The organism is Pseudomonas sp. MLB6B (assembly GCF_054508135.1).
This window is the reverse complement of sequence record NZ_CP199313.1, coordinates 2,245,742-2,267,660: the sequence shown is the minus strand read 5'-3', so window position 1 is coordinate 2,267,660 and position 21,919 is coordinate 2,245,742. Positions and strand designations below refer to the sequence as shown.

14 protein-coding genes are annotated in these 21,919 nt (G+C 62.1%); 5 read left to right on the top strand and 9 right to left on the bottom strand.

What is annotated here, in order from left to right:
- Positions 1 to 52: 52 nt before the first annotated feature.
- The 9 genes from ACSMEV_RS09945 to ACSMEV_RS09905 all read right to left on the bottom strand — a co-directional run bounded on the left by ACSMEV_RS09945 (position 53) and on the right by ACSMEV_RS09905 (position 11,353).
- The gene (locus tag ACSMEV_RS09945) at positions 53 to 1,063 is read right to left on the bottom strand and encodes an MraY family glycosyltransferase (RefSeq protein ID WP_459208237.1); all 1,011 of its coding nucleotides are present in this window, start codon (positions 1,061 to 1,063) and stop codon (positions 53 to 55) included.
- Positions 1,060 to 2,049 carry a UDP-glucose 4-epimerase family protein gene (locus ACSMEV_RS09940; protein ID WP_459208236.1) on the bottom strand — a complete coding sequence of 330 codons (990 nt, stop codon included), beginning with the start codon at positions 2,047 to 2,049 and terminating at the stop codon, positions 1,060 to 1,062. Before ACSMEV_RS09940 ends, ACSMEV_RS09945 begins: the two co-directional genes overlap by 4 nt.
- Entirely contained in the window at positions 2,046 to 3,167 is a 1,122-nt protein-coding gene (locus tag ACSMEV_RS09935) for a glycosyltransferase family 4 protein (RefSeq protein WP_459208235.1), read from the bottom strand. Before ACSMEV_RS09935 ends, ACSMEV_RS09940 begins: the two co-directional genes overlap by 4 nt.
- The gene (locus ACSMEV_RS09930; protein WP_459208234.1) at positions 3,164 to 4,309 is read right to left on the bottom strand and encodes a glycosyltransferase family 4 protein; all 1,146 of its coding nucleotides are present in this window, start codon (positions 4,307 to 4,309) and stop codon (positions 3,164 to 3,166) included. The genes ACSMEV_RS09935 and ACSMEV_RS09930 overlap by 4 nt, the downstream gene beginning before the upstream one ends.
- Positions 4,309 to 5,205, bottom strand: a complete 897-nt coding sequence (locus tag ACSMEV_RS09925; protein ID WP_459208233.1) for a GDP-mannose 4,6-dehydratase — start codon at positions 5,203 to 5,205, stop codon at positions 4,309 to 4,311. The genes ACSMEV_RS09930 and ACSMEV_RS09925 overlap by 1 nt, the downstream gene beginning before the upstream one ends.
- The gene (gmd, locus tag ACSMEV_RS09920; RefSeq protein ID WP_296265280.1) at positions 5,205 to 6,236 is read right to left on the bottom strand and encodes a GDP-mannose 4,6-dehydratase; all 1,032 of its coding nucleotides are present in this window, start codon (positions 6,234 to 6,236) and stop codon (positions 5,205 to 5,207) included. Before gmd ends, ACSMEV_RS09925 begins: the two co-directional genes overlap by 1 nt.
- A 515-nt stretch (positions 6,237 to 6,751) precedes the next feature.
- A complete protein-coding gene (locus ACSMEV_RS09915) occupies positions 6,752 to 8,167 on the bottom strand; it encodes a TolC family outer membrane protein (protein ID WP_459208232.1) in 1,416 nt (471 codons plus the stop codon).
- On the bottom strand, positions 8,164 to 9,489 hold the full coding sequence (locus tag ACSMEV_RS09910) for an HlyD family type I secretion periplasmic adaptor subunit (protein WP_459208231.1): 1,326 nt from the start codon (positions 9,487 to 9,489) through the stop codon (positions 8,164 to 8,166). The genes ACSMEV_RS09915 and ACSMEV_RS09910 overlap by 4 nt, the downstream gene beginning before the upstream one ends.
- A gap of 13 nt (positions 9,490 to 9,502) precedes the next feature.
- Positions 9,503 to 11,353, bottom strand: coding sequence for a type I secretion system permease/ATPase (locus tag ACSMEV_RS09905; protein ID WP_459208230.1), 1,851 nt, complete (start codon positions 11,351 to 11,353; stop codon positions 9,503 to 9,505).
- Between the two features lie 639 nt (positions 11,354 to 11,992).
- Here ACSMEV_RS09905 and ACSMEV_RS09900 point away from each other — a divergent pair.
- From ACSMEV_RS09900 to ACSMEV_RS09880, 5 genes are all read left to right on the top strand, one after another.
- On the top strand, positions 11,993 to 12,811 hold the full coding sequence (locus tag ACSMEV_RS09900; RefSeq protein ID WP_459208320.1) for a hypothetical protein: 819 nt from the start codon (positions 11,993 to 11,995) through the stop codon (positions 12,809 to 12,811).
- Positions 12,812 to 12,828: 17 nt separating this feature from the next.
- On the top strand, positions 12,829 to 14,274 hold the full coding sequence (locus ACSMEV_RS09895; RefSeq protein ID WP_459208229.1) for a DUF4214 domain-containing protein: 1,446 nt from the start codon (positions 12,829 to 12,831) through the stop codon (positions 14,272 to 14,274).
- A gap of 149 nt (positions 14,275 to 14,423) precedes the next feature.
- Positions 14,424 to 16,877, top strand: a complete 2,454-nt coding sequence (locus ACSMEV_RS09890) for a glycosyltransferase family 2 protein (protein ID WP_459208228.1) — start codon at positions 14,424 to 14,426, stop codon at positions 16,875 to 16,877.
- Positions 16,877 to 19,369, top strand: coding sequence for a glycosyltransferase family 2 protein (locus ACSMEV_RS09885; RefSeq protein WP_459208227.1), 2,493 nt, complete (start codon positions 16,877 to 16,879; stop codon positions 19,367 to 19,369). The genes ACSMEV_RS09890 and ACSMEV_RS09885 overlap by 1 nt, the downstream gene beginning before the upstream one ends.
- The gene (locus ACSMEV_RS09880) at positions 19,359 to 21,917 is read left to right on the top strand and encodes a CDP-glycerol glycerophosphotransferase family protein (RefSeq protein WP_459208226.1); all 2,559 of its coding nucleotides are present in this window, start codon (positions 19,359 to 19,361) and stop codon (positions 21,915 to 21,917) included. Before ACSMEV_RS09885 ends, ACSMEV_RS09880 begins: the two co-directional genes overlap by 11 nt.
- The last annotated feature ends 2 nt before the right edge of the window (positions 21,918 to 21,919 follow it).

The window sequence follows — 21,919 nt, the reverse complement described above, 5'->3', positions numbered from 1 at the left end:
TGTGGTTGTCAATGTCCGCAGTACTCGTATGCGTACGACGCGAGGCGTGCCTCTACTCTGCTCGCCCCGCTCGGAATTTCAGTGCCAATGCGACCAGTGGCACGTAGGCGATCAGCGTAGCCAGCGCGCCATCGAGGCCAAGCCAGGTGACGCACAGGGCCATCGGCAGCAGCCAGCACAGGGTCACGGCCGCGGTGCAAAGCGTCACCGGCAGGTGCCTGCCGAAACGCCGGGCCGCGTGCTGGTACGCGTGGCTGCGATGGGCCTCGTAAACCTTCTCGCCTGCCAGCAAGCGGCGCAACAGCGTGACCGTTGCATCGACGATGAACACCCCGAGCACGATCACCCACGCCCAGAAGTACTGGCCGTCCAACCAGGCGCCTTGCAGCGACAGACCGCCCAGAATCAGCCCCAAAAAGCCACTGCCCGCGTCGCCCATGAAGATTTTGGCCGGCGGGAAATTCCATAGCAGAAATCCCGACACCGCAGCGGCCAGCAACAAAGGTCCAGTCATTGCCTGGGCATGCCCACCCATACCGTAGATCACAGCCATGGCAGCGCACGCGCACAAGGCTTCGATACCGGCGATGCCGTCGATGCCGTCCATGAAGTTGTACAGGTTCAACAGCCAGACCAGATAGACCGCCAAAAAGGGCGACAATAGCCACGCCGAGTGTACTGGAATTCCGGCCACCGTGAGCGACGGCGCACCGCCCAGACCGATCAGCAGCCCAAGCGCCGCCGCAAAATGCCCCAGCAAGCGCCAGCGGGCCGGGATATGGCCGTGGTCGTCGACGAACCCGACGATGGCGACCAGCAGCCCGGCGCCGCCCAAGGCCAACACTTGCGAGCCCGTCGCCCAGCCCTGTTGCCAGAGCGACAGCAGCGCCGGCAGGAAGGTCAGCACGATCGCCACACCGCCGCCGCGCGGCGTAGGCACCGTGTGCGAGCTGCGCGCGTTCGGGATGTCCATGAGGCTGCGCGCTAGCGCATAGCGACGGATCACGGCCGTGAGCAGAAATGAAGCGATCGCCACCGCGATCAGCAGCCAGGCGAAAGTCATCGACGTTGATGCTCCAGAAAATGACGGGCGGTGGCCTGCAACGCCACATCGACCGCAACGGCGGGCTGCCAGCCCAGTCGCTGCTCGTTCTTTTCGATATCGACCTGCAACGAGCCCAGCAAGCGCTGGGCGACACCCGCCTTGCCCAGCAGCCGCGCCGCCCACGCCAAACACGCAGCAGGAACCGGCAGCAACAAGGGGCGGCGCCCCAAGGCGCGCGACATCCGCCGCAGCAGGTCGGTGGTGGACAGGTCTTCCCCATCGCTGACCAGAAAGATCTGGTTGGCCGCCTGGGGATGCGCCACGCACAGCGCCACGAAGTCCACCAGGTTGGCCAGGCTCACCAGGCTACGCCGGTTGTCGATGGCACCCAGTGGCAAGGGCACACCGCGGGCCAGCCAACGCATCATGCTCGCTACATTCGCCCCGACACCTGGACCATAGACCAGCACGGGGCGAACGATGACCACCTCCATGGCGGTTTCCCGGGCCAACCGCAGCAACCCTTGCTCGGCCTCGTGCTTGGAGATGCCATAGGGATCGCTGGGGTGAGGCGCCTGGTCGGCGCTGAACGGCTGGCCGGGCAGCGTGTGCTCGCCGTTGACCTTGATCGAACTGATGAAGACGAAGCGCCGGACACCGGCCTGCGCGGCCTCGGCGGCCAGCGCCAAGGTGCCGGCGGTGTTGACCTGGCGGAAGGCTTCGAGCGGGTCGGTTGCGGTGTCTTGCATGACATGCACGCGTGCTGCGGCATGGACTACGCAGTCGATGCCTTGCAGGACGGGTGACCAGTCTGCGCCTGGACCTAGATCAGGCGCCGTAAGCTTGGACACTTGCGAGGGCAACGCCGCATCGGTTCGCCTGACGGCGGCGACCACCGGGTGCGGCTGCGAGGCGGACAAATGCTCCACCAGAGCACGGCCGACGAAGCCGTTGGCGCCGGTGACGAGGATGCCGCCCAGGGTCGGTGCTGCGCAGTCGCTCATGGACGACCGTCGAGCAGGCGTTGGTACAAGTGCACGTAGCTGTCGATCATCTGTTCGGCTGAAAACACCGACTCATAGCGCTGCCGCGCCTGACGCCCCATTTCGGCTGCGCGCATCGGGTCGTTCCAGAGTTCGAGCATGGCGCGGGCCAGCTCGCCAGGGTTTCGCGGCGGCGTCACCAGCCCGGTCTGGCCATGCAGGTTGATGAACGTGGTGCCGCTGCCGATTTCGCACGAGATCATCGGCTTGCCATACATGGCGGCTTCCAGCAGCGAAATGCCGAAGGATTCGGAACGCAGGTGCGAGGGAAAGACAAAGGCTTCGCAAGATTCGAGCAAGGCCACTTTATCTTCATCGTCCAACCCACCGACGAAGTGGACGCTGCTGGCGCCAATGGCCTGCGCCTGAGCGCGCAACGTCTGTTCCAGGTGCCCATGCCCCACGATGACCACCGGCAAATTGGCCTGCTTGGCTGCTTCTATCAGGCAATCGAGGCCTTTGTAGTAACGCAAGGCGCCGACGAACAGGAAAAACCGGGCGCCGAGCCGGTCACGCCAGTACGCTCGCTTGGCCTCACTGGGAACGGGGTAAGTTGCCTGGTCCAGGCCATAGGGGATGATGTCGACCTTGTGCTGGAAACGCTGCAACACCTCGCTGCTGGCCACATAGTTGGGCGAAGAGGCGACGATGCGGTCGACGCTGCCCAAGAAGCGGTTCATCAACGGTTGATACAGTTTGAGCAGGGTTTTTTGCTTGACGATATCGGAGTGGTAGCTGACTACCGTCGGTTTCTTCAAGCGGCTGACGAAATGCACCACATCCATGTAGGGCCAAGGGTAGTGGTAATGCACGATGTCGGCCTGGCTCGCCAGCTCGGCGAAATCCTTGAAGGCCGAACGCGAGAATCCGGTCGAAGCCACATGCAGGTCGAGCCGCGAGCGATGCGCCACATGGCGGCCAACGCGTTCACCGCGAGCGGCGCCGCGCTTGCTCAGCGACAGCACCTCGGCCTGCAACCCGCGCGCCACACTTCCTTCGGCGAGCTGGAAAACGACCTGTTCGATGCCACCCATAGTCTCGGGGTAATAGGTCTTGAAAAAATGCAGCACCTTGGTCATGACTGGGCCACCGTGCGTCGATAGCAATCAAGCGTGTCGAGGGCACAACGCTGCCAGGAGAAGCGGGCCGCATGGGCCAGGCCGGCAACGATCGCGGCCGTGCGCCAGGCTTCGTCTTCCAGGCCTTTGGCGATCAAAGCCGTCAGTGCCTCGACGTCCATGGCGTCGCACATCAATGCCGCGTCGCCCGAGACTTCCGGCAGTGACGACGTATTGGAGCAGACTACCGGCACACCGGAACTCATCGCCTCCAATACGGGCAGGCCGAACCCCTCGTACAGGCTTGGAAAGGTGAACAGGCGGGCGCCGGCGAACAGTAACGGCAGCTCATGGCCAGGTACGAAGCCCAGGTAGTGAGCCCATCCTTCTCTGCGAGCAGACTCCAGCCGCTGATGGATCGAATCGCTGCGCCAACCTTGATAACCAGTCAGCACCAATGGCCAACGGGCCCTGGTATGCGACGGCAAGCGCTGATAGGCATCGAGCAACGTCTCGATATTCTTGCGCGGCTCGATGGTGCCGACGAACAAGCTGTAGCCACCAGGCATCAACCCATGGCGCGCCAGCGTCGGCTGTAGTTCGGCAGCTTCGCGCGGGTGGAACGCAGACGAGCTGGCCAACGGCACGGCATCGATACGGTCCAAGGGCCAATCGAAGTAGGCGGCCAGTTCCTGTCGCGTGAACTCCGAGTCGGTGATGAGGCGGTCAGCGCGCTGGATGGTCTGGCTCAGCTCCTTTCGCAGGAAACGAGCCACGTGCGGCGGATGGCATTGCGACCAGGTGAACGGCGACAGGTCATGGAACGTGGCGACCTTCAGCCCCTTGAACGGCGGCAGGTAATAATTGGGGCTATGGTAGAGGAAATCCTCTTTCCCCTTGAGCGCCTGGGCTTTCAAGCGCGGCATCAGCCAACGATACGCCTCGATGGCGATCGGCATCTTCTGAACGATGCGCTTTAGCCCGTGCTGCCTGTCAGAAGCATCGCACGCATTGGGCAAACTCGGCAGAAAGTGCCGACCCGCCATGTAACGCAGCTCGTCGATTGCCGGGCTGGCTTCCAAGTGCCGTGCCAATTCGTAGGTGTAGCGGCCAATGCCCGTCAGCGGGAAGCGGACGAGATCGACGGAGAGCACGACCTTCATTATTGCCCATCCAGCATCCAGGCCAACGTCTCCCGCAAAGGCGGCGTCGACCATCCCGGTACCAGGCTGCGCAGCCGGGCGTTGTCACCCGTCAGCGTCTTGACCTCGTTGGCCCGGACGAACGCAGGATTCACAGTGACTTCCATGCTGTGCCCAGTGATCTGCTCGCACAGTGCGATGACATCGCGCAGCGAGTGCGCCACGCCGGAACTGACATTGACCGTCTGGCCAATGGGCGCCACTTCCAGCAAACCGCGGTAGGCCGCAACCACCGCGCGCACATCGCTGAAATCGCGCCATACATCGAGGTTGCCCAACTCGATCACCGACGCCCGACGGCGGAAGTGCGACACGATCTTGGACAACAGGAAATTCTCGCCCTGCCCGACCCCCGAGTAATTGAAGGGGCGTGTGATGACGATGGGCAGGCGGTCTTGCCACAGGCTGGCCATGTATTCCATGCCCAGCTTGCTTACCGCGTAGTCGTTCGCCGGTGCCGGTGGCGTGGCCTCGCTGAGCATGCCGTCGGAAGCGTTGCCGTAGACGTTGGCGCTGCTGGCGAGCAGCACGCAGTCCGGGCGCTTGCCGCAGGCGGCGATGGCCTCGAGGAGGTTGCGCGTGCCGATCAGGTTGACCTGATAGAACGCATCGGCCACACCATGGCCGACGAAGGCGAGCGCAGCCAGATGCACGACGACATCGGGCTGCAGGTCGGCCAGCAATGCGCGAAGCCCCACCGCATCGGTGAGGTCGGCCTGAACGTAACCCGGCTCGTTGGAGGCTTGGCTGCCCGTACCGACGACTTCATAGCCATGGGCTTTGAGTTCGGCGGCCATGTAGCGGCCGGTGAAACCGTGGATACCGGTGATCAGTGCGCGTTTGCTGGCCTGGGTCATCAGAACGAGAACCCTTGCTCGTTACGGCGCAGGTCGGCTTCGACCATCATGCGGCACAGCTCTTCGAGCGAGGTCTTCGGCTCCCAGCCCAATACTTCCTTGGCCTTGGCCGGGTTGCCGATCAGCAGGTCGACTTCGGTCGGGCGGTAGAACTTGGGATTGATCGAGACCAGCACTTTGCCGGTCGCGGCGCAGATGCCCTGCTCGGCTTCGGCTTCGCCTTTCCAGTTCAGGGTGATGTCGACCGCCTTGAAGGCCATGCTGACGAAGTCGCGCACGGTTTCGGTACGGTTGGTGGCCAGGACGAAGGTGTCCGGCTCTTCGGCTTGCAGCATGCGCCACATGCCTTCGACGTATTCCTTGGCGAAGCCCCAGTCGCGCTTGGCGTCGAGGTTGCCCAGCTCCAGGGTTTCCTGCAGGCCCAGCTTGATCTTGGCGACGGTGTCGGTGATCTTGCGGGTCACGAACTCACGGCCACGCAGCGGCGACTCGTGGTTGAACAGGATGCCGCTGGTGGCGAAGATGCCGTACGACTCGCGGTAGTTGATGGTCATCCAGTGCGCGTACAGCTTGGCCACGCCATAAGGGCTGCGTGGGTAGAACGGGGTGCTCTCGATCTGCGGAATGGCCTGGACCTTGCCGAACATCTCCGAAGTGGAGGCCTGGTAGAAGCGCACCTTCGGGTTGACGATACGGATGGCTTCGAGCAGGTTCACAGCGCCCAGGCCGGTGATTTCGGCGGTGGTCAGCGGCTGTTCGAACGACACGCCGACGAAGCTCTGCGCGGCCAGGTTGTATACCTCGGTGGCGCCGGTGGTCTGCAGCAGGCGGATGCTGGCGGACAGGTCGGTCAGGTCGTACTCGACCAGGTGCAGGTTGGGATTGTTCTGGATGCCCAGTTCTTCAATACGCCAGAAGTTGACGGAGCTGGTACGGCGGTAGGTGCCATAGACGGTGTAGCCCTTTTCCAACAGCAGTTCTGCCAGGTAGGCGCCGTCTTGACCAGTGATCCCAGTGACGATTGCTTTCATGCGAATTAACCAACTCCGTTAGTACGATAAAGGGCATTCAAATGCCGAGGACGAGCCCGAGGGCCGCCAAGCAGGCCGGCGTGAACGGTGGGTGGGGAGTATACATCTACCGCAGCATCGTGCTCGACGTAGATCATGTGACAGGATTGCACAAGCCGGCTTTCGCCGGAATGCGCATGCCGGGGTAAGGACAGCAGAGCGGATTTTTCGTTCGCGGATGTGAGATGAATCCGGTTTGGTTGCGGTAGGCGAGTCGGGCAGGTCTGTGCGCTGAGTCGGGATCGGTGTTGTGTCCGGATTGGGGCCGCGTTGCGGCCCATCGCGGCTGAAGCCGCTCCCACAACGTCGGAGGTGCAGTCCACGGTCGGGGGTGCAACCCGGGGTTGGGGTACAGCTGAGGGCCGTGTGGGAGCGGCTTTAGCCGCGATGGCCGGCAACGCCGGCCCAACGACCACAACAGCGGATGCCAGATAAACCCGGCACCTCAACCGCCCCCCCTATCCTGCCTCGCTCACTCAACGCTTGGTATCGGCCTTGGCCAGATCCCCGCCAGGCAATCCCTTGTCCGGTTCCGGGCTGAGCCAGACGTTCACGCTGTCGACGCTCTCCTGGTTCAACTGCCCGCTCCAGCGGTTCAGCATGAACAGATTGGTGATGAAGTCGTACTGCGACTTGAGCAGGTCCCGGCGGGCCTTGAACTCGCTCTGGACGCTGTTCAACACGTCCACTGCGTTGACCACACCGTAGGTGAAGGCCTTCTGCGCGGCGATGCTCGACTGCTGGGCCGAGGACAGCGCGTTGCGGTTGGCGCGGATCTTCTCGACCGCCGCCTGGGCGGTCAGATAGGACGTGGTGGTTTCTTTGACCACCTGGCGGCGGACTGCCTCCAGATCCTGCTCGGCCGCCAACTGGTCGTCGTACAGCCCACGCACCCGTGCCGACGTCGAGCCGCCGCTGTATAGAGGCAGCGAAATCCCGACACTCGCCACATAGCTGTCGCTGCGCGGTGCTTGGGTATTGTCATAACCCACGTCGCTGCGCTGGGCGCTCAGGTTCAACGACACCTGCGGGTAATGCCCGCCCTTGCCTTCGCGCACCGCGGCGTTGGCCGCATCGGCACCGTACTGGTACGCCTTGAGCAACGGGTTGGTTTCGATCGCCTGGGCCACGAAGTTCTCCAACGGCCGCGGCGGTGCCTCCAGGGCCACATCGCTGCGCACCCGGCTCAAACGTTCGGTGATCGGTCGCCCCACCAGTTCGGACAACGCCTCGCGGCTCACCTGCACCTGATTGCGCGCCTCGACCTCTTGGGCCGCGAGGAAATCCACCCGCGCCTGGAGGTCGAGCTTGTCGGTGATCTTGGCCATCTGCTGCTCGAACATCGACGTCACGCGGTCGAGGTTCTTCTGCGTGGCGCGGCGCTCGGCCTGGACCAGTTCCAGTTCGTCGTCGGCGGCCAAGGCCACGAAATAGCGCTTGGCGAGTTCGACGGCAGCCTCGGAGTGGGCATCTTCGGCCTGCTCGTCGCGCTGGCGCGTGACGCTCTTGGTCTTCTGCCAGGTTTCCCAGGCCGTCTTGTTGTAGAGGTATTGGGTGAGGGTCAGCGAATTGCTTTTGTTGTTGTAGATCTCACGGTCGGTCTCGTCCTTGCGCAGGATACGGTTGGCGCTGCTGTTGGCGGAAAGCTGCGGCAGCAAGCCGCCCAACGCAGCACGCTGCTGCTCGGAGGCCGACCGTGCACGCAGGTAGGCCGCCAGCACACGTGGATCTTCCAGCCGCGCCTCTTTGTACAACGCCCCCAAGTCCAGCGCATAGGTCGAAGCCGACACCTGCTTGGGCGGAACGTCTTTGGGCACCACCGGCTCGGCGGCCATGGCCTGTGCGATGGCGAGACTCAGCACTACACCGGGTAACAAACGCAGCACGATCATTCCTCGATCATCGATTCGGCGAACATGTTGCGCGCCGGCTTGAGGAGGTACTCGAGCATGGTGCGGTCGCCTGCATTGATCAGCACTTCAGCCGGCATGCCGGGCTGTAGCTTACGGTTGGCCAGCTTCTTCATACCGTCTTCGGTGACGTTGACGCGGACCAGGTAGTACGGGTCGCCGGTACGCTCGTCGGTCAGACGGTCGGCCGAGATACGCGTGAGCTTGCCTTCGATGACCGGCGTGGTCGCATTGTTGAAGGCACTGAAGCGGATATCGGCCGTCTTGCCCAACTCCAGTCGGTCGATGTCGACCGGCGCCACTCTGGCCTCGATGACCAGATCGGACGACAGCGGCACGATATCCATCAACGGCGTACCGGCCTGTACCACACCGCCTACGGTATGCACCTTCATGTCCAGCACCATGCCGCTTTCCGGGGCGCGAATGACCACACGCGAAAGTCGGTCCTGGAGCGCGGCCTCCTTTTCTTGCAGGTCGAAGACCTGGGCCTGCACCTGGGCCAGTTCGTCGGCCACGTCGGCGTTGAATTTCTTGTCCAGCTGCACGATTTGCAGCTCGGTTTCGCTGATCTGCAATTTGGTTTTGGCGATGTTCGACTTGTGGTCGGCCACCTCCGTGCGCAGCATGTCGAGCTTGCGCTGCGACTCCAGCAGGCGCTGGTTGTCGACGAAGCCCTGGGCCAGCAGGTCCTTGAGCTGGACGATCTCGCCGCTATAGGACTTCTCGAGTCCCTGTTTGGTCCGGATCATCTCTTCCAGGCCCACGATCTGCGCCTTGAGCTGACTGATCTGCTCGCGACGCACCGAGATCTCGCCCAGGCGCGAGGCCTTGCGGGATACGAACACCTGCTGCTCCCCAGCGAGCGCCTCCTGGGCACGGTCGGAATCGGTGCCTGAAAGCTTGACGGCCGGAATGGTGTCGAGCTGATCGCGCTCGGCCCGCAAGCGGGCTTCCTTGTAGCGTGCCACGATCAATTGGTTGCGCGTGGATTCGTACTCGGCGCTGAGCTGGGACTCGTCCAGGACGATGACAGGGTCGCCTTTCTTGACGCTGTCGCCGTCTCGGGCCAGCAGCTCCTTGACGATGCCGCCTTCCAGATGCTGCACGGTCTTGCGGTAGCTCTGCACGGTCACGAAACCGGAGCCGTGCACGGCATTGCTCAGGGGCGCGAACGCGGCCCAGGTGCCGAAGATACCGAAGGTCACCAGGACGATGGTCAGGCCGATGCGGCGGATGCCGCGGTCGGACGTGGGCATGTCATCGAAGTTGTGGTCGAACTGGGCTATGGCTTTGCTGGTCATCGATGAAGTCCTTTCACACGCCGTTCGGGGTTGCAGGGGACGGCGCGGCTGGGGTGTCCCCGGCGGGCGCGGCGGGTGGCGCAGGCGGTGTGCCCGGTGCGGCAGGAGCAGGTGCAGGCGCCGCCGAGGCGCCCGGTGCGCCGGGGGCGCCCTTGGTGATGCGTGGCTGCGTGCCCGCCTGTTGCTGCTGCTGGGCCAACTGGGCGATGACCTTGTCACGCTCGCCGTACAGGGTGATGGTGCCGGCAGACATCACCAACACACGATCCAGACGCGACAGAATGTTGGGACGGTGCGAGACGATGAACACCGTCGCCCCACTCTCCTTGATCTTCTGCAGCGCGACACCGAGCGCTTTTTCTCCCACATCGTCGAGGTTCGAGTTGGGCTCGTCGAGCACGATCAGACGGGGTTTGCCATACAGTGCGCGGGCCAGACCGATGCGCTGGCGCTGACCGCCGGACAGGTTGACACCATCGCTGCCGATGACCGTGTCGTAGCCGTCGGGCTGCATGAGGATCATCTCGTGCACGCCGGCCGTCTGCGCCGCTTCCACGACCTTTTCCGGGTCGACCTTCTCGAAGCGGGCGATGTTCTCGCTGATGGTGCCTTCGAACAGTTCGATGTCCTGCGGCAGGTAGCCGACATAGGGCCCAAGGTCATGCTTGTCCCAGGCACTGATGTCTGCCCCGTCGAGGCGCACCACGCCATGCTGGCTGGGCCAGATACCCATCAGGCCACGCACCAGCGTCGACTTGCCGGCGGCGCTAGGGCCGATGATGCCGACGATGGAACCGGCCGGCGCCACGAAGCTGATGTTGCGCAGCACCGGCGTCTTGCTGCCCGGGGGTGCCAACACAAGGTTTTCGACCTGGATGTGGCCTTCCGGAGCCGGCAACTTCATACGCTCGGGTTCGGCGTTCTGATCTTCGAGCACTTTGTCCAACCGGTCGTATTGCACCTTGGCCGCGACAAAGCCTTTCCAACTTCCGATCATCATGTCGATAGGGGCCAGCGCACGACCCAGCAGCAAAGAGCCTGCCATGAGCAAACCTGGGTTGATCTGGTGAGTGATCACCAGATACCCCCCCATCGCGAGCATGATCGACTGCGCCCACATACGGAACGTCTTGGACACCGAGCTCACTGCACCGCCCTTGTCGCTGGCGTCCGATTGCAGCTTGAGCACTTTGCGCTGCCGCTTGGCCCAACGGTTCATCAAGGTGTCGAGCATGCCCATCGACTCGATCACTTCGGCATTGCGCAGCGTCTTGGTGGTGGCAATGTTGGACACGACGCTTTCCTTGTTCGCCTCGGCCAGCGCATCGCCCGTGACCCGATGGTTGACGAACGCCAGCACAGTCAGGATGAAGCCACACGCCAGCGTCATCCAGCCGAACCACGGATGGAACAGGAACATCACGAGGGTATAGATGGGGAACCAGGGCGCATCGAAGAACGCGAACAGCCCCGGACCCGTGAAGAACTGCCGCAGCGAGGTCAGGTCATTGAGCGATTGGGCGGTCGCGTCGCCACCGCCGCTATTGAGGGCGCGCCGGAAGCTGGCACGGTACACATCGCGGCTGAGCAACACGTCCAGACGGTTGCTGATGCGCACCATGATCCGCGAGCGCACCCACTCGAGCGAGCCCAGCGTGATCATCAGCACCGTCATGATCAGCGTCAGCATCAGCAGGGTGGACTCGCTGCTCGACGGCACGACCCGACCAGACACCTGAATCATGAAGAAGGTGGGCACCAGCATCAGCGTGTTCACGAACAGGCTGAAAAAGCCCACGGAGAGAAAGCTGCTCTTGCAGGCCCGGAGGGCGGCACGCAAGTTATTTTCTTTTATACGACTCATGGCATCCGTACTAACGCGAGGGCAAAAACGGCGCGCAGTGTAACACCCCCTTGAAGAGAGGGGCGCGCCTGGCGGGGGACGAAAAGGACAGGCTTAACCGGTGCGAGCGACAAGCGGTAGCTGCATGAACTAGTACCTACTTTTCAGTTAGCAAGCGCCTGGATCGAAGGCATTCGAAGCAGGACAACGATACCGGGGGTATCGAACTGTGCGCGGTCGGCGATTGTGACGCTTATCACAACCGGCGCTCGCGTTTGAATATTGACGGGTAACGCAACGAATCCCGGATACTATACTTAACTGGTTGAATTTTAAGCATTTTCTACATGAAAGTTCGTTTATGTCGATTTTACGTAGGTCACATCACAGATCGCTGACAGACCCTCCCAAATAACCGTAAGTTCTATCCACATAAAGAAATTTTTTTTATGAACATTGATTGACAATATCTGTCCATCGCTTACCCTTCGGCATCGGAGGGAACCCTATACACGCTGCGCATTTGCAGGAATCCGGTTCCACCTCTCCAGCAGTTTGATGTGCTTTATGTTCAAAGGAGCTTGAAAAGCCATGTCATTGCCTTCGCATACCCTTGACGGCTTGAAAATCAGCTCTCGCGTGACGCTACTAGAGCCGGGAATGTACATTTTCCGTTATGCGTCGCAGCCTCCACAGGACAAACCGGTTTGCATCGCGCTGCAACAAGCGCCGCTCGGCAAAGGCTCGATCGACTTCTTCCCAGGCGAAGGCATCAGCAAGAACATGCTGCACAAGCTGGGCGACACCATCGTAGCGCGCGTCAAAGGCGGCGCTACTACCGTCCTGATCACCGAATACCATATGTTCGATGCCACCATCGAACCTATCGACCTGCGCATCGATCGCATCGACACCTCGCCGGCCATCATGCGCAGCTTCGCTGTTGTCGCGACCGCCGTTCCGGCTACCGCCATCGAATCCGATCACGCACCAGCCGTTCTTACGCTGACTGCCTACGTGCAAGGCGAAGGCGATGTAGTGTCGCGCAAAGGTTGGATAGGCCAGCAAGACGACACGCGCCTGCTCGAAGGTTTCAGCGTGGAGTGGGCGAACAAACCCGAAGGCATCGACTTGGTCTATACCTCGACCACCGCAGGCTCAGGCCCTAGGCCAAACGTGGCGACCGGCGCCTACACAGGCATGCGCAATCAGTCGCTTGGCCTGGTAGCCGCAGGCTTCAGCCTGGTCGGCCCGAACCGCCATTTTTACGAATTACTGGGCCACATCGTGTTCCGCGGCCATGCGCCGCAACTGATCGTGCCCAACCAGATCATGCACGGCCCTACCGGTATGGAACCTTTGGTAGCCCTGCATATCTGTATCAAACCCGTTACGAAGATGAACGCTGCCCGCTATAAGTCTCCGTGGGACAACTCTGCAACCGAGCAGACTCTCAGTAGTGCAAGCCAATCGGCTTGATGTAACAGGAATTACTCATGCAATACGATAGCCCACAATCGAGCAGCGATCTGCAAACCAGCCTGTCCGCCGACAGCGCCAACCTGTCCGACGCTACCCTGGCAGCGATCAACAGCCTCCTGAACCTGGATTCCACCGACACCGTTGGTATCGCCGGCATCACTGGCAACACCGTTCAGCTGCCGACCTCCGGCACCGCTGACATCGTCTTCGGCGAAGTCGAAGGCGCTCAAGGTGACCAAGTCGTCGTCGACCTGGCCGCTGCTGAAAACGCTGGCGTCAGCGCTTACGTGCTGCAGAGCGATGCCAACCTGGTCGTCAACCTGCAAGGTCAAGCCGCTGCTGGCGACGTTCAGACCTTCGCTGCTTCCGAAGCACGCGTTGCAGTCGACGCTTCCGCTGTCGACCTGGTAGTCGCTACCGGTAACGGCGACGACGTCATCAACGTCAAAGGCGACCAAAACACCCTGATCGATTCGGGCGACGGCAACGACACCATCACCACCGGCAACGGCAACAACACCGTTATCGCTGGCCTGGGCAACAACAACGTGACCACCGGTTCGGGCAATGACACCGTCATCCTGAGCGGCAGCAACCACGCTGATGTCGTCGACACTGGCGCAGGCTTCGACGTCGTTCAACTGGACGGTTCGAGCTCCGACTACGACCTGACCGTTGGCAACAACTTCAACGTCAACCTGACCGGCAACCAAACTGCCGCGATCACCAACGCTGAGTTCCTGACCTTCAACAACGAAGACGGCACTCTGGACACCATCGCACTGGCTCACAGCGACGCTGAAGCTGCTGCGCTGCGTCTGTACCAAGGCGTGCTGGGCCGCGACGCTGACGCTGACGGCGCGAAAACCTTCGTTGAAGCTGTCAACGCTGGCACTTCGCTGAGCGACATCGCCAACACCTTCCTGCAATCGTCCGAATTCGGCGGCGCAGTCAACGCTGCTGACGTCAACGAGCTGTACCAAGCTCTGCTGGGTCGCGATGCTGACGCAGGCGGTTCGCAAGTTTGGCAAGAAGTGCTGCAGAACGGTGGTTCGCTGGCAGACGTCGCCGCTAGCATCTCCGTCTCGGCCGAAGCTCAAGAGCTGGACGCTTCCAACGGCGAATTCGTTTCGAGCCTGTACACCAACGTACTGGGTCGCGAAGCCGAAGAAGGCGGCCTGCAGAACTGGGTATCGGCTCTGTACAACGGTGTAAGCCGTGCAGACGTCGCGAAGAGCATCGTTGGTTCGTCCGAAGCTCTGGACAAAGCCAACGGCGACTTCGTCGACTCCCTGTACCAGTCGGCCCTGGGCCGCACTGCCGACGAAGGCGGCAAGGCTGCTTGGACCGAAGCTCTGGCTGCCGGCGTTTCGCACGCTGACGTCGCCATCGGTATCGTCGGTTCGCAAGAAGCTGTCGATCACATCGACAACGTGGTAGTTCTGCACGGTAACGTGTAACTAGCACTGTCGTAGTGAAGGATACGCCCGGCCGCAAGGCCGGGACGTATGCGAAAAGGGGTGACTTTCGAGTTGCCCCTCTTTTTATTTATCTCCCCCGAATACGCCAGCTTATGTCCAGACAACTCGACCATGGGCGAGAAACGCTCATGGACATTTTTCACCGGCATCGCCAGGCACACGAGCACGCCAGCGCCGCCTCGGCGCTCGACCGGGCCTTGCACGTACCCGAGTACCGTCCAGAAGCACTCGTCTGGAAAGGTATCGAGGCACTACCCAAGCAACCCAAGCTCGCATTCGTTTATTTCAGCAACGCCGTCAAAGCCCTGCCCAAGCGCTCGGACCTGCATGCGCTGCTAGGCCGCTGCCTGCTGGACCAAGCGCAACCGCAACTCGCGACCCGCTATCTGGCTGCCGCTTGGCAAAAACAGCCTAACGATGCCGGCCTGCGGCAGATCCTGTGGCATGCGCGCAGCCAATCGGACACGCCGGAGCAGATCGAGCGCCTCATTCTTGCTCAATTGCCGGAGATCGCTTCGCCGCAAGAGCTGGGCCTCGTGCTCAAGCTGTTGGATACCAAGACGCAGCATCCTGGCCCTGTGGGCGTCGTCCGTTACGAGCCGAGCGCGCAGGAAATCCAAGGCTGGGCAATCGATCTGAAAAACCCAAGTGAAGCTTGTGTCGTACAGTTCGAGCTCAACGGGCAAGTGGTCGATGTGCCGGCCAGCCGCCCCGATGCGCTGCTGACGGCCGCTGGCATCGCGTCCAGCCATGGGGGCATCCGCGCCAAGCTGCCCAAGGCCGGCGCGGTGGTAGCCGCCCGCTTCAAGACCGGCCAGCCCTTGCAAGGCAGCCCCGTCCAGGCTATTCCGGCCTGGACGCCCCCTACACCGCTCGCCCGCCTCGCCAAGCCCACAGCCGTGGACGTGCTCATCCCGGTCTACAACGGCCTGGAAGAAACGCTTGCATGCATCCACAGCGCCATCGAAGCCCGTCGGCTCAACCGCACGCCACACCGCCTCGTGGTGATCGAAGATGCCACTCCCCTTCCCGCGCTGCGCAAGGCGCTGAAAGTGCTGGCAGGCAAGAGCAAGATCACCCTGGTGCAGAACCCTACCAACCTGGGTTTCATCCGCAGCATGAACCGCGCCATGGCGTTGGGCCTGGACAAAGACGTGATCTGGCTAAACGCCGACACTCGAGTGCATGGGGATTGGATCGACCGGTTGCGTCAGGTGGCCTACAGCGACCCACGCACGGCCTCGGTCACCCCCTTCACCAATAACGGCGAACTGATGAGTTTTCCGCGAAGCCGCATCAGCCAACCGATGCCGTCAGCCGCCCAGCATGCCGAACTCGACACACTCGCCAAGCGCAACCCTGCGCCGCCTGTCGAAATCGAGACAGGCTGTGGTTTCTGTCTGTACATCAAACGCGAAGCCATCGCCCAGGTCGGTTACCTGGACGAGATCGAGCTGTTGCGCGGTTACGGCGAAGAAACCGACTGGTGCCTTCGCGCTCGCAGCTTTGGCTGGAAACACCTGGGCGCTCCGAACGTGTTCGTCGCGCACCAAGGCGGTGTGTCGTTCGGCGAAGAGAAGAACCTGCGTGTGGCCTACAACAACGCCATCCTTCGCCAGCGCTACCCCGATGCCGAAGCCCGCTACGAAGCCTTCTGCCGACGCGATCCGATCAAGCCCGCCCGGCAAGCGCTACAGCGTGCACGGCTGTCCCATTGGCTGGCCGAGCACCAGGACCTGTCGAAGCAAGCCCGCTCACCCCTGCACCTGCACGACGGTAATCGCCCGAAAGCGCCCTTCAGCCTGACGTGGCACCGCGACGGTCTACGCAACTGGGTCACGCTCCATGCGCAACTGCTGCCGCTGGAGATCAGCCTGGACTATGCGCCGAGCGAATGGGCGCACCTGATTGAAGATCTGCGCGGTCTGCCGCTCAGCGACCTGGTGTTCGAAGGGCTGAAAAACGCGCCTTCGCCGGTCTACGACTTGCCGACCCAGCTGGGCCTACCGTGTAGCATCCGCTGCCACGACGATGCCTTGCTCGTCGCGAACGCCAGCGAGCTCAGCCTTCGATTCGCCGCCTCGGCGCAGCGCATCGAAGTGCCCTCGGACGCATCCCTGGTCCGTCATGCGGCGGCCCTGCCCGGCGCCCAATTGGTGCTGGCTGCCGTGACGGCACCTGCCTCCCTCGACAACGACATGCAGACCAATACCTGGTTGATCGGCGACGACTTGAGTGACGAGTCTCTAGCGATGCAATGGCTGGCGCTTGCCCAGCGGGTCACCCGGGAGCGGTCGCCGGCCCTCTTTCTGATCGAAGCCACACAACCCTGGAGCAAGCGCCTGCTCGCCACGGGCGCGGTGCATACCTTGCCGGACCTGGCCGTACTGTCGATGGCGGAAAACGCCGCGATGTCGGGCTGCGGCGCCGTGGTCAGCCTACAGGCCTGCCCCGTGTCGGGATGGCGCGCCGCGGCACTTGCCCGGGATCTGGACCTTCCTTTGCATGCACCGTTCACGGCACAGGGCGATGCTGCCGCCCTGCTCCCTTTCCACTCCCTTTCCATTACCGAGCCGGCCTGATGTCACGACACGTCTTGGACGAATCCCCAGCGGACACCGCTTCGCTTCCCGCGACCCGATTCATGGGCCAGATCACCGGACTGTACGGCGACGTCCTGCAAGGATGGGCTCTGGATACCCTGGACCCTGGCCAGCGCCTCATCGTCGAGATCCATATCGACGGCGCCAGCGTGGCCATCGCACGTGCCGACCTGTTCGAGACCAAAGCGACGCAAGGCGATCAGTTCAATGGGTTCGCCGTGCAGTTGCGTCAAAGCTGGCTGAACCAGGCGCGCCATATCAGCGTCAAGGTCGCCAACGAACCCGTTTCGCTGGCAGGCGCCATCACCCTCCCCGCCCCGTTCGGCCAAGAGCCTGAGTTGATCGCATCGCAGGTCTGGCATACCGGCGGCCTGCGTATCGGTGGCTGGGCGTGGGACCCGCAGGCACCGCAGCGGCGCATGACGATCCGCGTTCGCGAAGGTGACCGTCAGGTGATGCAAGTGGTATGCGACCAGCACAGTCAGGCCCTGGCCTACCGAGACAGCAGCGACCATGGCTTCGTGGTGGATTTACCCTGGTCCTTCGCCGACGGCAAGCCCCATACGTTGAGCATCGAGAGCGAGTCGGGCGAACCTCTGGCCGGAAGTCCCATCACGCTGTGCTGCGCCCCCGAAGGGGTCGAAGGCCTGGTCAAGCAACTGGCCGCACGACATGACGAGCCGCTGCTCGGCCTGATCGAGGCGGTGGCGAAGGAGCAGAGCCTGCGCCTGCCCAAAAGTGCAGGTTGGCACCTGTATTCCGCCTGGGCCGATGCCTTCCAGCGCCCGAGCGCCATGCAGGCGCCGGCAGCTCATGAGGTCGGCGTTCTACTGATCGGAGAAAGCGGCTGCGCGCTCGAAGCGCATACCCTGGCTAGCCTGAACGCCTCTGGTGAAAGCCCGCTGCACCTTGTCAAAACGCAAGCGAACGATCTCGCCCCGGCGCTGCTGGCACTGCTGCGCGAAGGCTGTACCTGCATCGTGCCGCTGTGGGCCGGCGATCGCCTAAGGGCCGATGCCCTGGCGCAACTGAGTTTGCTGTTGGCCGAGGGCGCCGCATGGGGTTATGCCGATTGCGACCAGGATCTGCCCAGTGGGGAACGGGGCCATCCTTGGTTCAAGCCGGTCTGGGACCTGGATGCCTTTCTTGGCGCCGATACCTTCACGCGCGGCTCGGTCTTCCACAAGGATACGATCGCCCACGCCGTGGAGCGGTTGCACAGCGCGGGACACCGTGCGTTCGATTGGCACCTGCTGATCTCGGCCGTGGTCCTGAGCACCGAACAAGCGCAGGCCCATGTGGCGCATCTCCCCCAGGTGCTCTACCACCGCCATGCAGACAGCGCCAGCAGCCCCGAACTCGAGGCACCTTGTCCGCGCAGGCTGGAAGCGGTCCGTTGGCTGTGCGAGACGCTCGCGCCGGGCGCCCAGGTAACGCCACTTCCTGACTACCCAAGCCTGTTGCGAGTCGTCTGGCCCCTGCCGACCTCGCTGCCGAAAGTCAGCCTGGTGATCCCGACCAAGGATCAGCTTGTTCTGCTGCGCACTTGTATCGAAGGGTTGCTGAGCCAGACGGACTACCCCGATCTCGAAATCATCGTGATGGACAACCTGTCGGTTGTGCCGGAAACCCTCGCTTACCTTGCCGAGCTGCCCGACCGGGGCGTCAAGGTGGTCCCACATCCGTACCCGTTCAACTATTCCGAGATCAACAATGCGGCCGTGCAACACGCGACCGGCCAGATCATCGGGCTGGTCAACAACGACATCGAGATCCTCGACGCCGGCTGGTTGAAGGAAATGGTCAGCCAACTGTTGCGGCCCGGTGTGGGCGCCGTGGGCGCCAAACTGCTGTGGCCCAACCGTATGGTGCAGCATGGCGGTGTGGTGGCGGGCATCAACGGCCTGGCCGCACATGCTGGCAACCAATTGGCGGAGCACGACGCGGGCTACCTGGCGACCAATCAACTGACTCGGCAGCAAACGGCCGTGACGGCCGCGTGCCTGTTGGTCCATGCCTCGGTCTTCCAGACCTTGGGTGGCCTGGACGAAGTGCGCTATCCGGTCGCCTTCAACGATGTCGACTTCTGCATGCGCGTGCGTGAACTTGGCTTGAAGATCGTGTGGTGTGCGAACGCACAGCTCATCCATGCGGAGTCGGCCAGCCGCGGCAAGGACATCGCCCCGGAAAAACGCGCCAGGGCCCAACGTGAACAGAAGCACTTCACCGAGCGCTGGTTCTCCAAAGGCGAGCAGGACCCCTTCTATCACCCTGCGCTCAGCCACGATTACCTCAGCGGCCCCTATGGTGGGCTGGCTTTGCCGCCGCGCATGAGCGAGGTACGCCACGGTGGCGGCAAAGTCTGCTACGAAGACGCGCAGCCGGCTGTTGGCAACGCACTCGACTGGCGCACTGCGTCGACCCAGGTTGGCCACGCGCCACGCGATCGGGAGACAGCGCATGTCGGTTAAGCTCCCGCCACCGCCACCCGAAGCGGGATCGGACCTGGTCATCGCGACCCTGTGGCGTTCAGGTACTTTCGATGCGGCCTACTACCTCGAGCAGTACCCGGACGTCGCCGCAAGCGGCATCGACCCGCTGGTGCATTTCGCGCGGCACGGTGCGCGGGAAAACCGTAATCCGAATGCCTACTTCGACACCCACTACTACCTGACGAACAATCCGGATGTCGCCCAATGCGACATAAACGCGCTGTACCATTTCTGTGAGAGTGGCTGGAAAGAACTGCGCAAACCTTGCGCGGCGTTCGATGTGTGGTGGTATTGGTCGACGTACCTGGACCCGGCCAGCGATGCGGTCAACCCGCTGGCGCACTTCCTGCACCTCGGCCGAGCCGCAGGCGCCTCGCCACGCCCGCAGGGGCCATTCGCCTCGAGCGCACAGGCCGCCACCCACCTCGAGCGGCCGATCAAGCGCATCTGCCTGTTCGCGGGGTATGACCCTGACGGTGTGGTCGACGAGTACGTCGTCGAATACTTGCGTGCGCTCAGTGCCCATGCCGATGTCTTCTATCTCGCCGACTGCGCGATGCAGGAAGGCGAGCTGGACAAGCTGGCCGGTATCGTCAAAGGCGCATGGGCAAAGCGTCATCAATGCTATGACTTCGGCTCCTATTCTCTGCTGGCCACGTCACTGGTCGGGTGGGACACCATCGACCGATACGACGAGCTGCTGTTGGCCAACGACAGCTGTTATCTGGTCACCGATTTCGACGCCGTGTTCGAGCGTATGGACGCGCGCCGCTGCGACTGGTGGGGGTTGCAGGCGACGAAAGGCATCGCCATGACCAAGGCCATACCCAGCAACCAGTTCAAGCATCCCATCCCGATGGACACGGTACGGGTCTCCCTGCTCGAACGGTTCGAAGAAGACGACACCTACGACTTCCTGATCGGCTCGTATTTCGTGGCCTATCGCCGGCCCGTGGTCGCCGACCCAGGATTCCGCAGGCAACTGGCTGCGGTGACCCGGCAGCCCAGCAAACAGAACGTCATCCTCAAATACGAGGTCGGTCTGACCCGCTACCTGATCACGCGCGGTTTCGTCTTCGACACGTTCATACCAAGCCTGTACCCCTTCCACCCCATCTACAGCAATCAGCACTTCAAACTGCTGGAAGCGGGTTTCCCCCTCTTCAAGCGTTACCTGCTGACGGCCAACCACTACCAAGTGCCCAAGCTGTACCGGTGGAAAGACAAGATCCTGGCCTGTGCGCCGAAGGCCAATGTCGAGGCCATGGAACGCAACCTGGTACGGATCACCGACCCGGAGGTGCTCGAACACAATCTGTATATCGGCACGTCCAGGCTCGCCGACGACGAGCAGATCCCCGAGGCGCTACTGACGGACGCCGAGTTCATCGAAGCCGATCACCATGTGCCCAAATACGACCACTGGTGGGCCTTTCCGGTGTGCGCCTTCTCTGGCGTGTTCTCCGGCAACGAGCGGGCGGTGTTCGAAGAGATCAAAGACGACGAAAGCATCCGCAAGATCGTTCTCACGCGTGGTAAACCGGTGACGCTGGAGGGCCGCAACGTCATTGTCGTTCCGTTGGAGAGCCCCGAAGGCCAATACCATCTCTTGCGCGCTAAAATCCTTTTCATTAAACACACGCCCACGCGCAACCTGGTCTATCCGTTGTCGAGCGACCTGCACGACTTGATCAATCTGTGGCACGGCATACCGCTCAAACGCATTGGTTATGCCTCTCTGGACCAACAGACCAAACGTGACGCCATCGCTGAAGAGCATGCGCGCTGCAGAGCGGTGATCAGTTCTTCGAGCATCGACACGTTGGCCATGGCAACGGCCTTCTACCCGTTGACCTACAACGACGTGTGGCTGACCGGGTTGCCGCGCAACGACTTCATTCTGCGCGCGTTCGAGCGGTTGCCGAACGATTTGCAAGCTGAAAGCCGGCGACTGGAGGCTGAATTGGCCGGCCGCGGGCTGGTGTTGTTCATGCCGACGTTCCGCAACGGACAAGGCAATGCCTGTTATCAATTCAAAGAGGCAGAGCTTGCACAGTTACGGCAGTGGCTGGCCGCGCACGACCTGGTGCTGGGCGTCAGAGAGCACATGGCCGACCGGACGGGCTCCTACGCCGAACAGTTGCAAGCGTTGGGCGCCCTTGACCTGGGTGATGAACATTACCGCAACGTCGAGGTCCTATACCGGTCCGCGCGCTTGTTGATCACGGATTATTCGAGCTGCTTCATCGACTTCATGCTGACGGGCAAGCCGATGGTGAGCTTCGCTTATGACTATGAATACTACGCGGATGTTGAGCGTGGGTTGTTTTATGAGCTTGAGCATGTGTTTCCAGGCGCCGTTTGCTTTAGCTTCGAGGCGCTCTACGAGGCTTTGAAACTTACCGAAACCGATTGCGTTACAGAGAGGACCGCCAGTTACGATTGGAAGAAGAAGATTTTCTTTGACCACTGTGATGACCGTAACTCAGCAAGACTGATCGAACGAGTTAAACAACTAATAGATTAAGG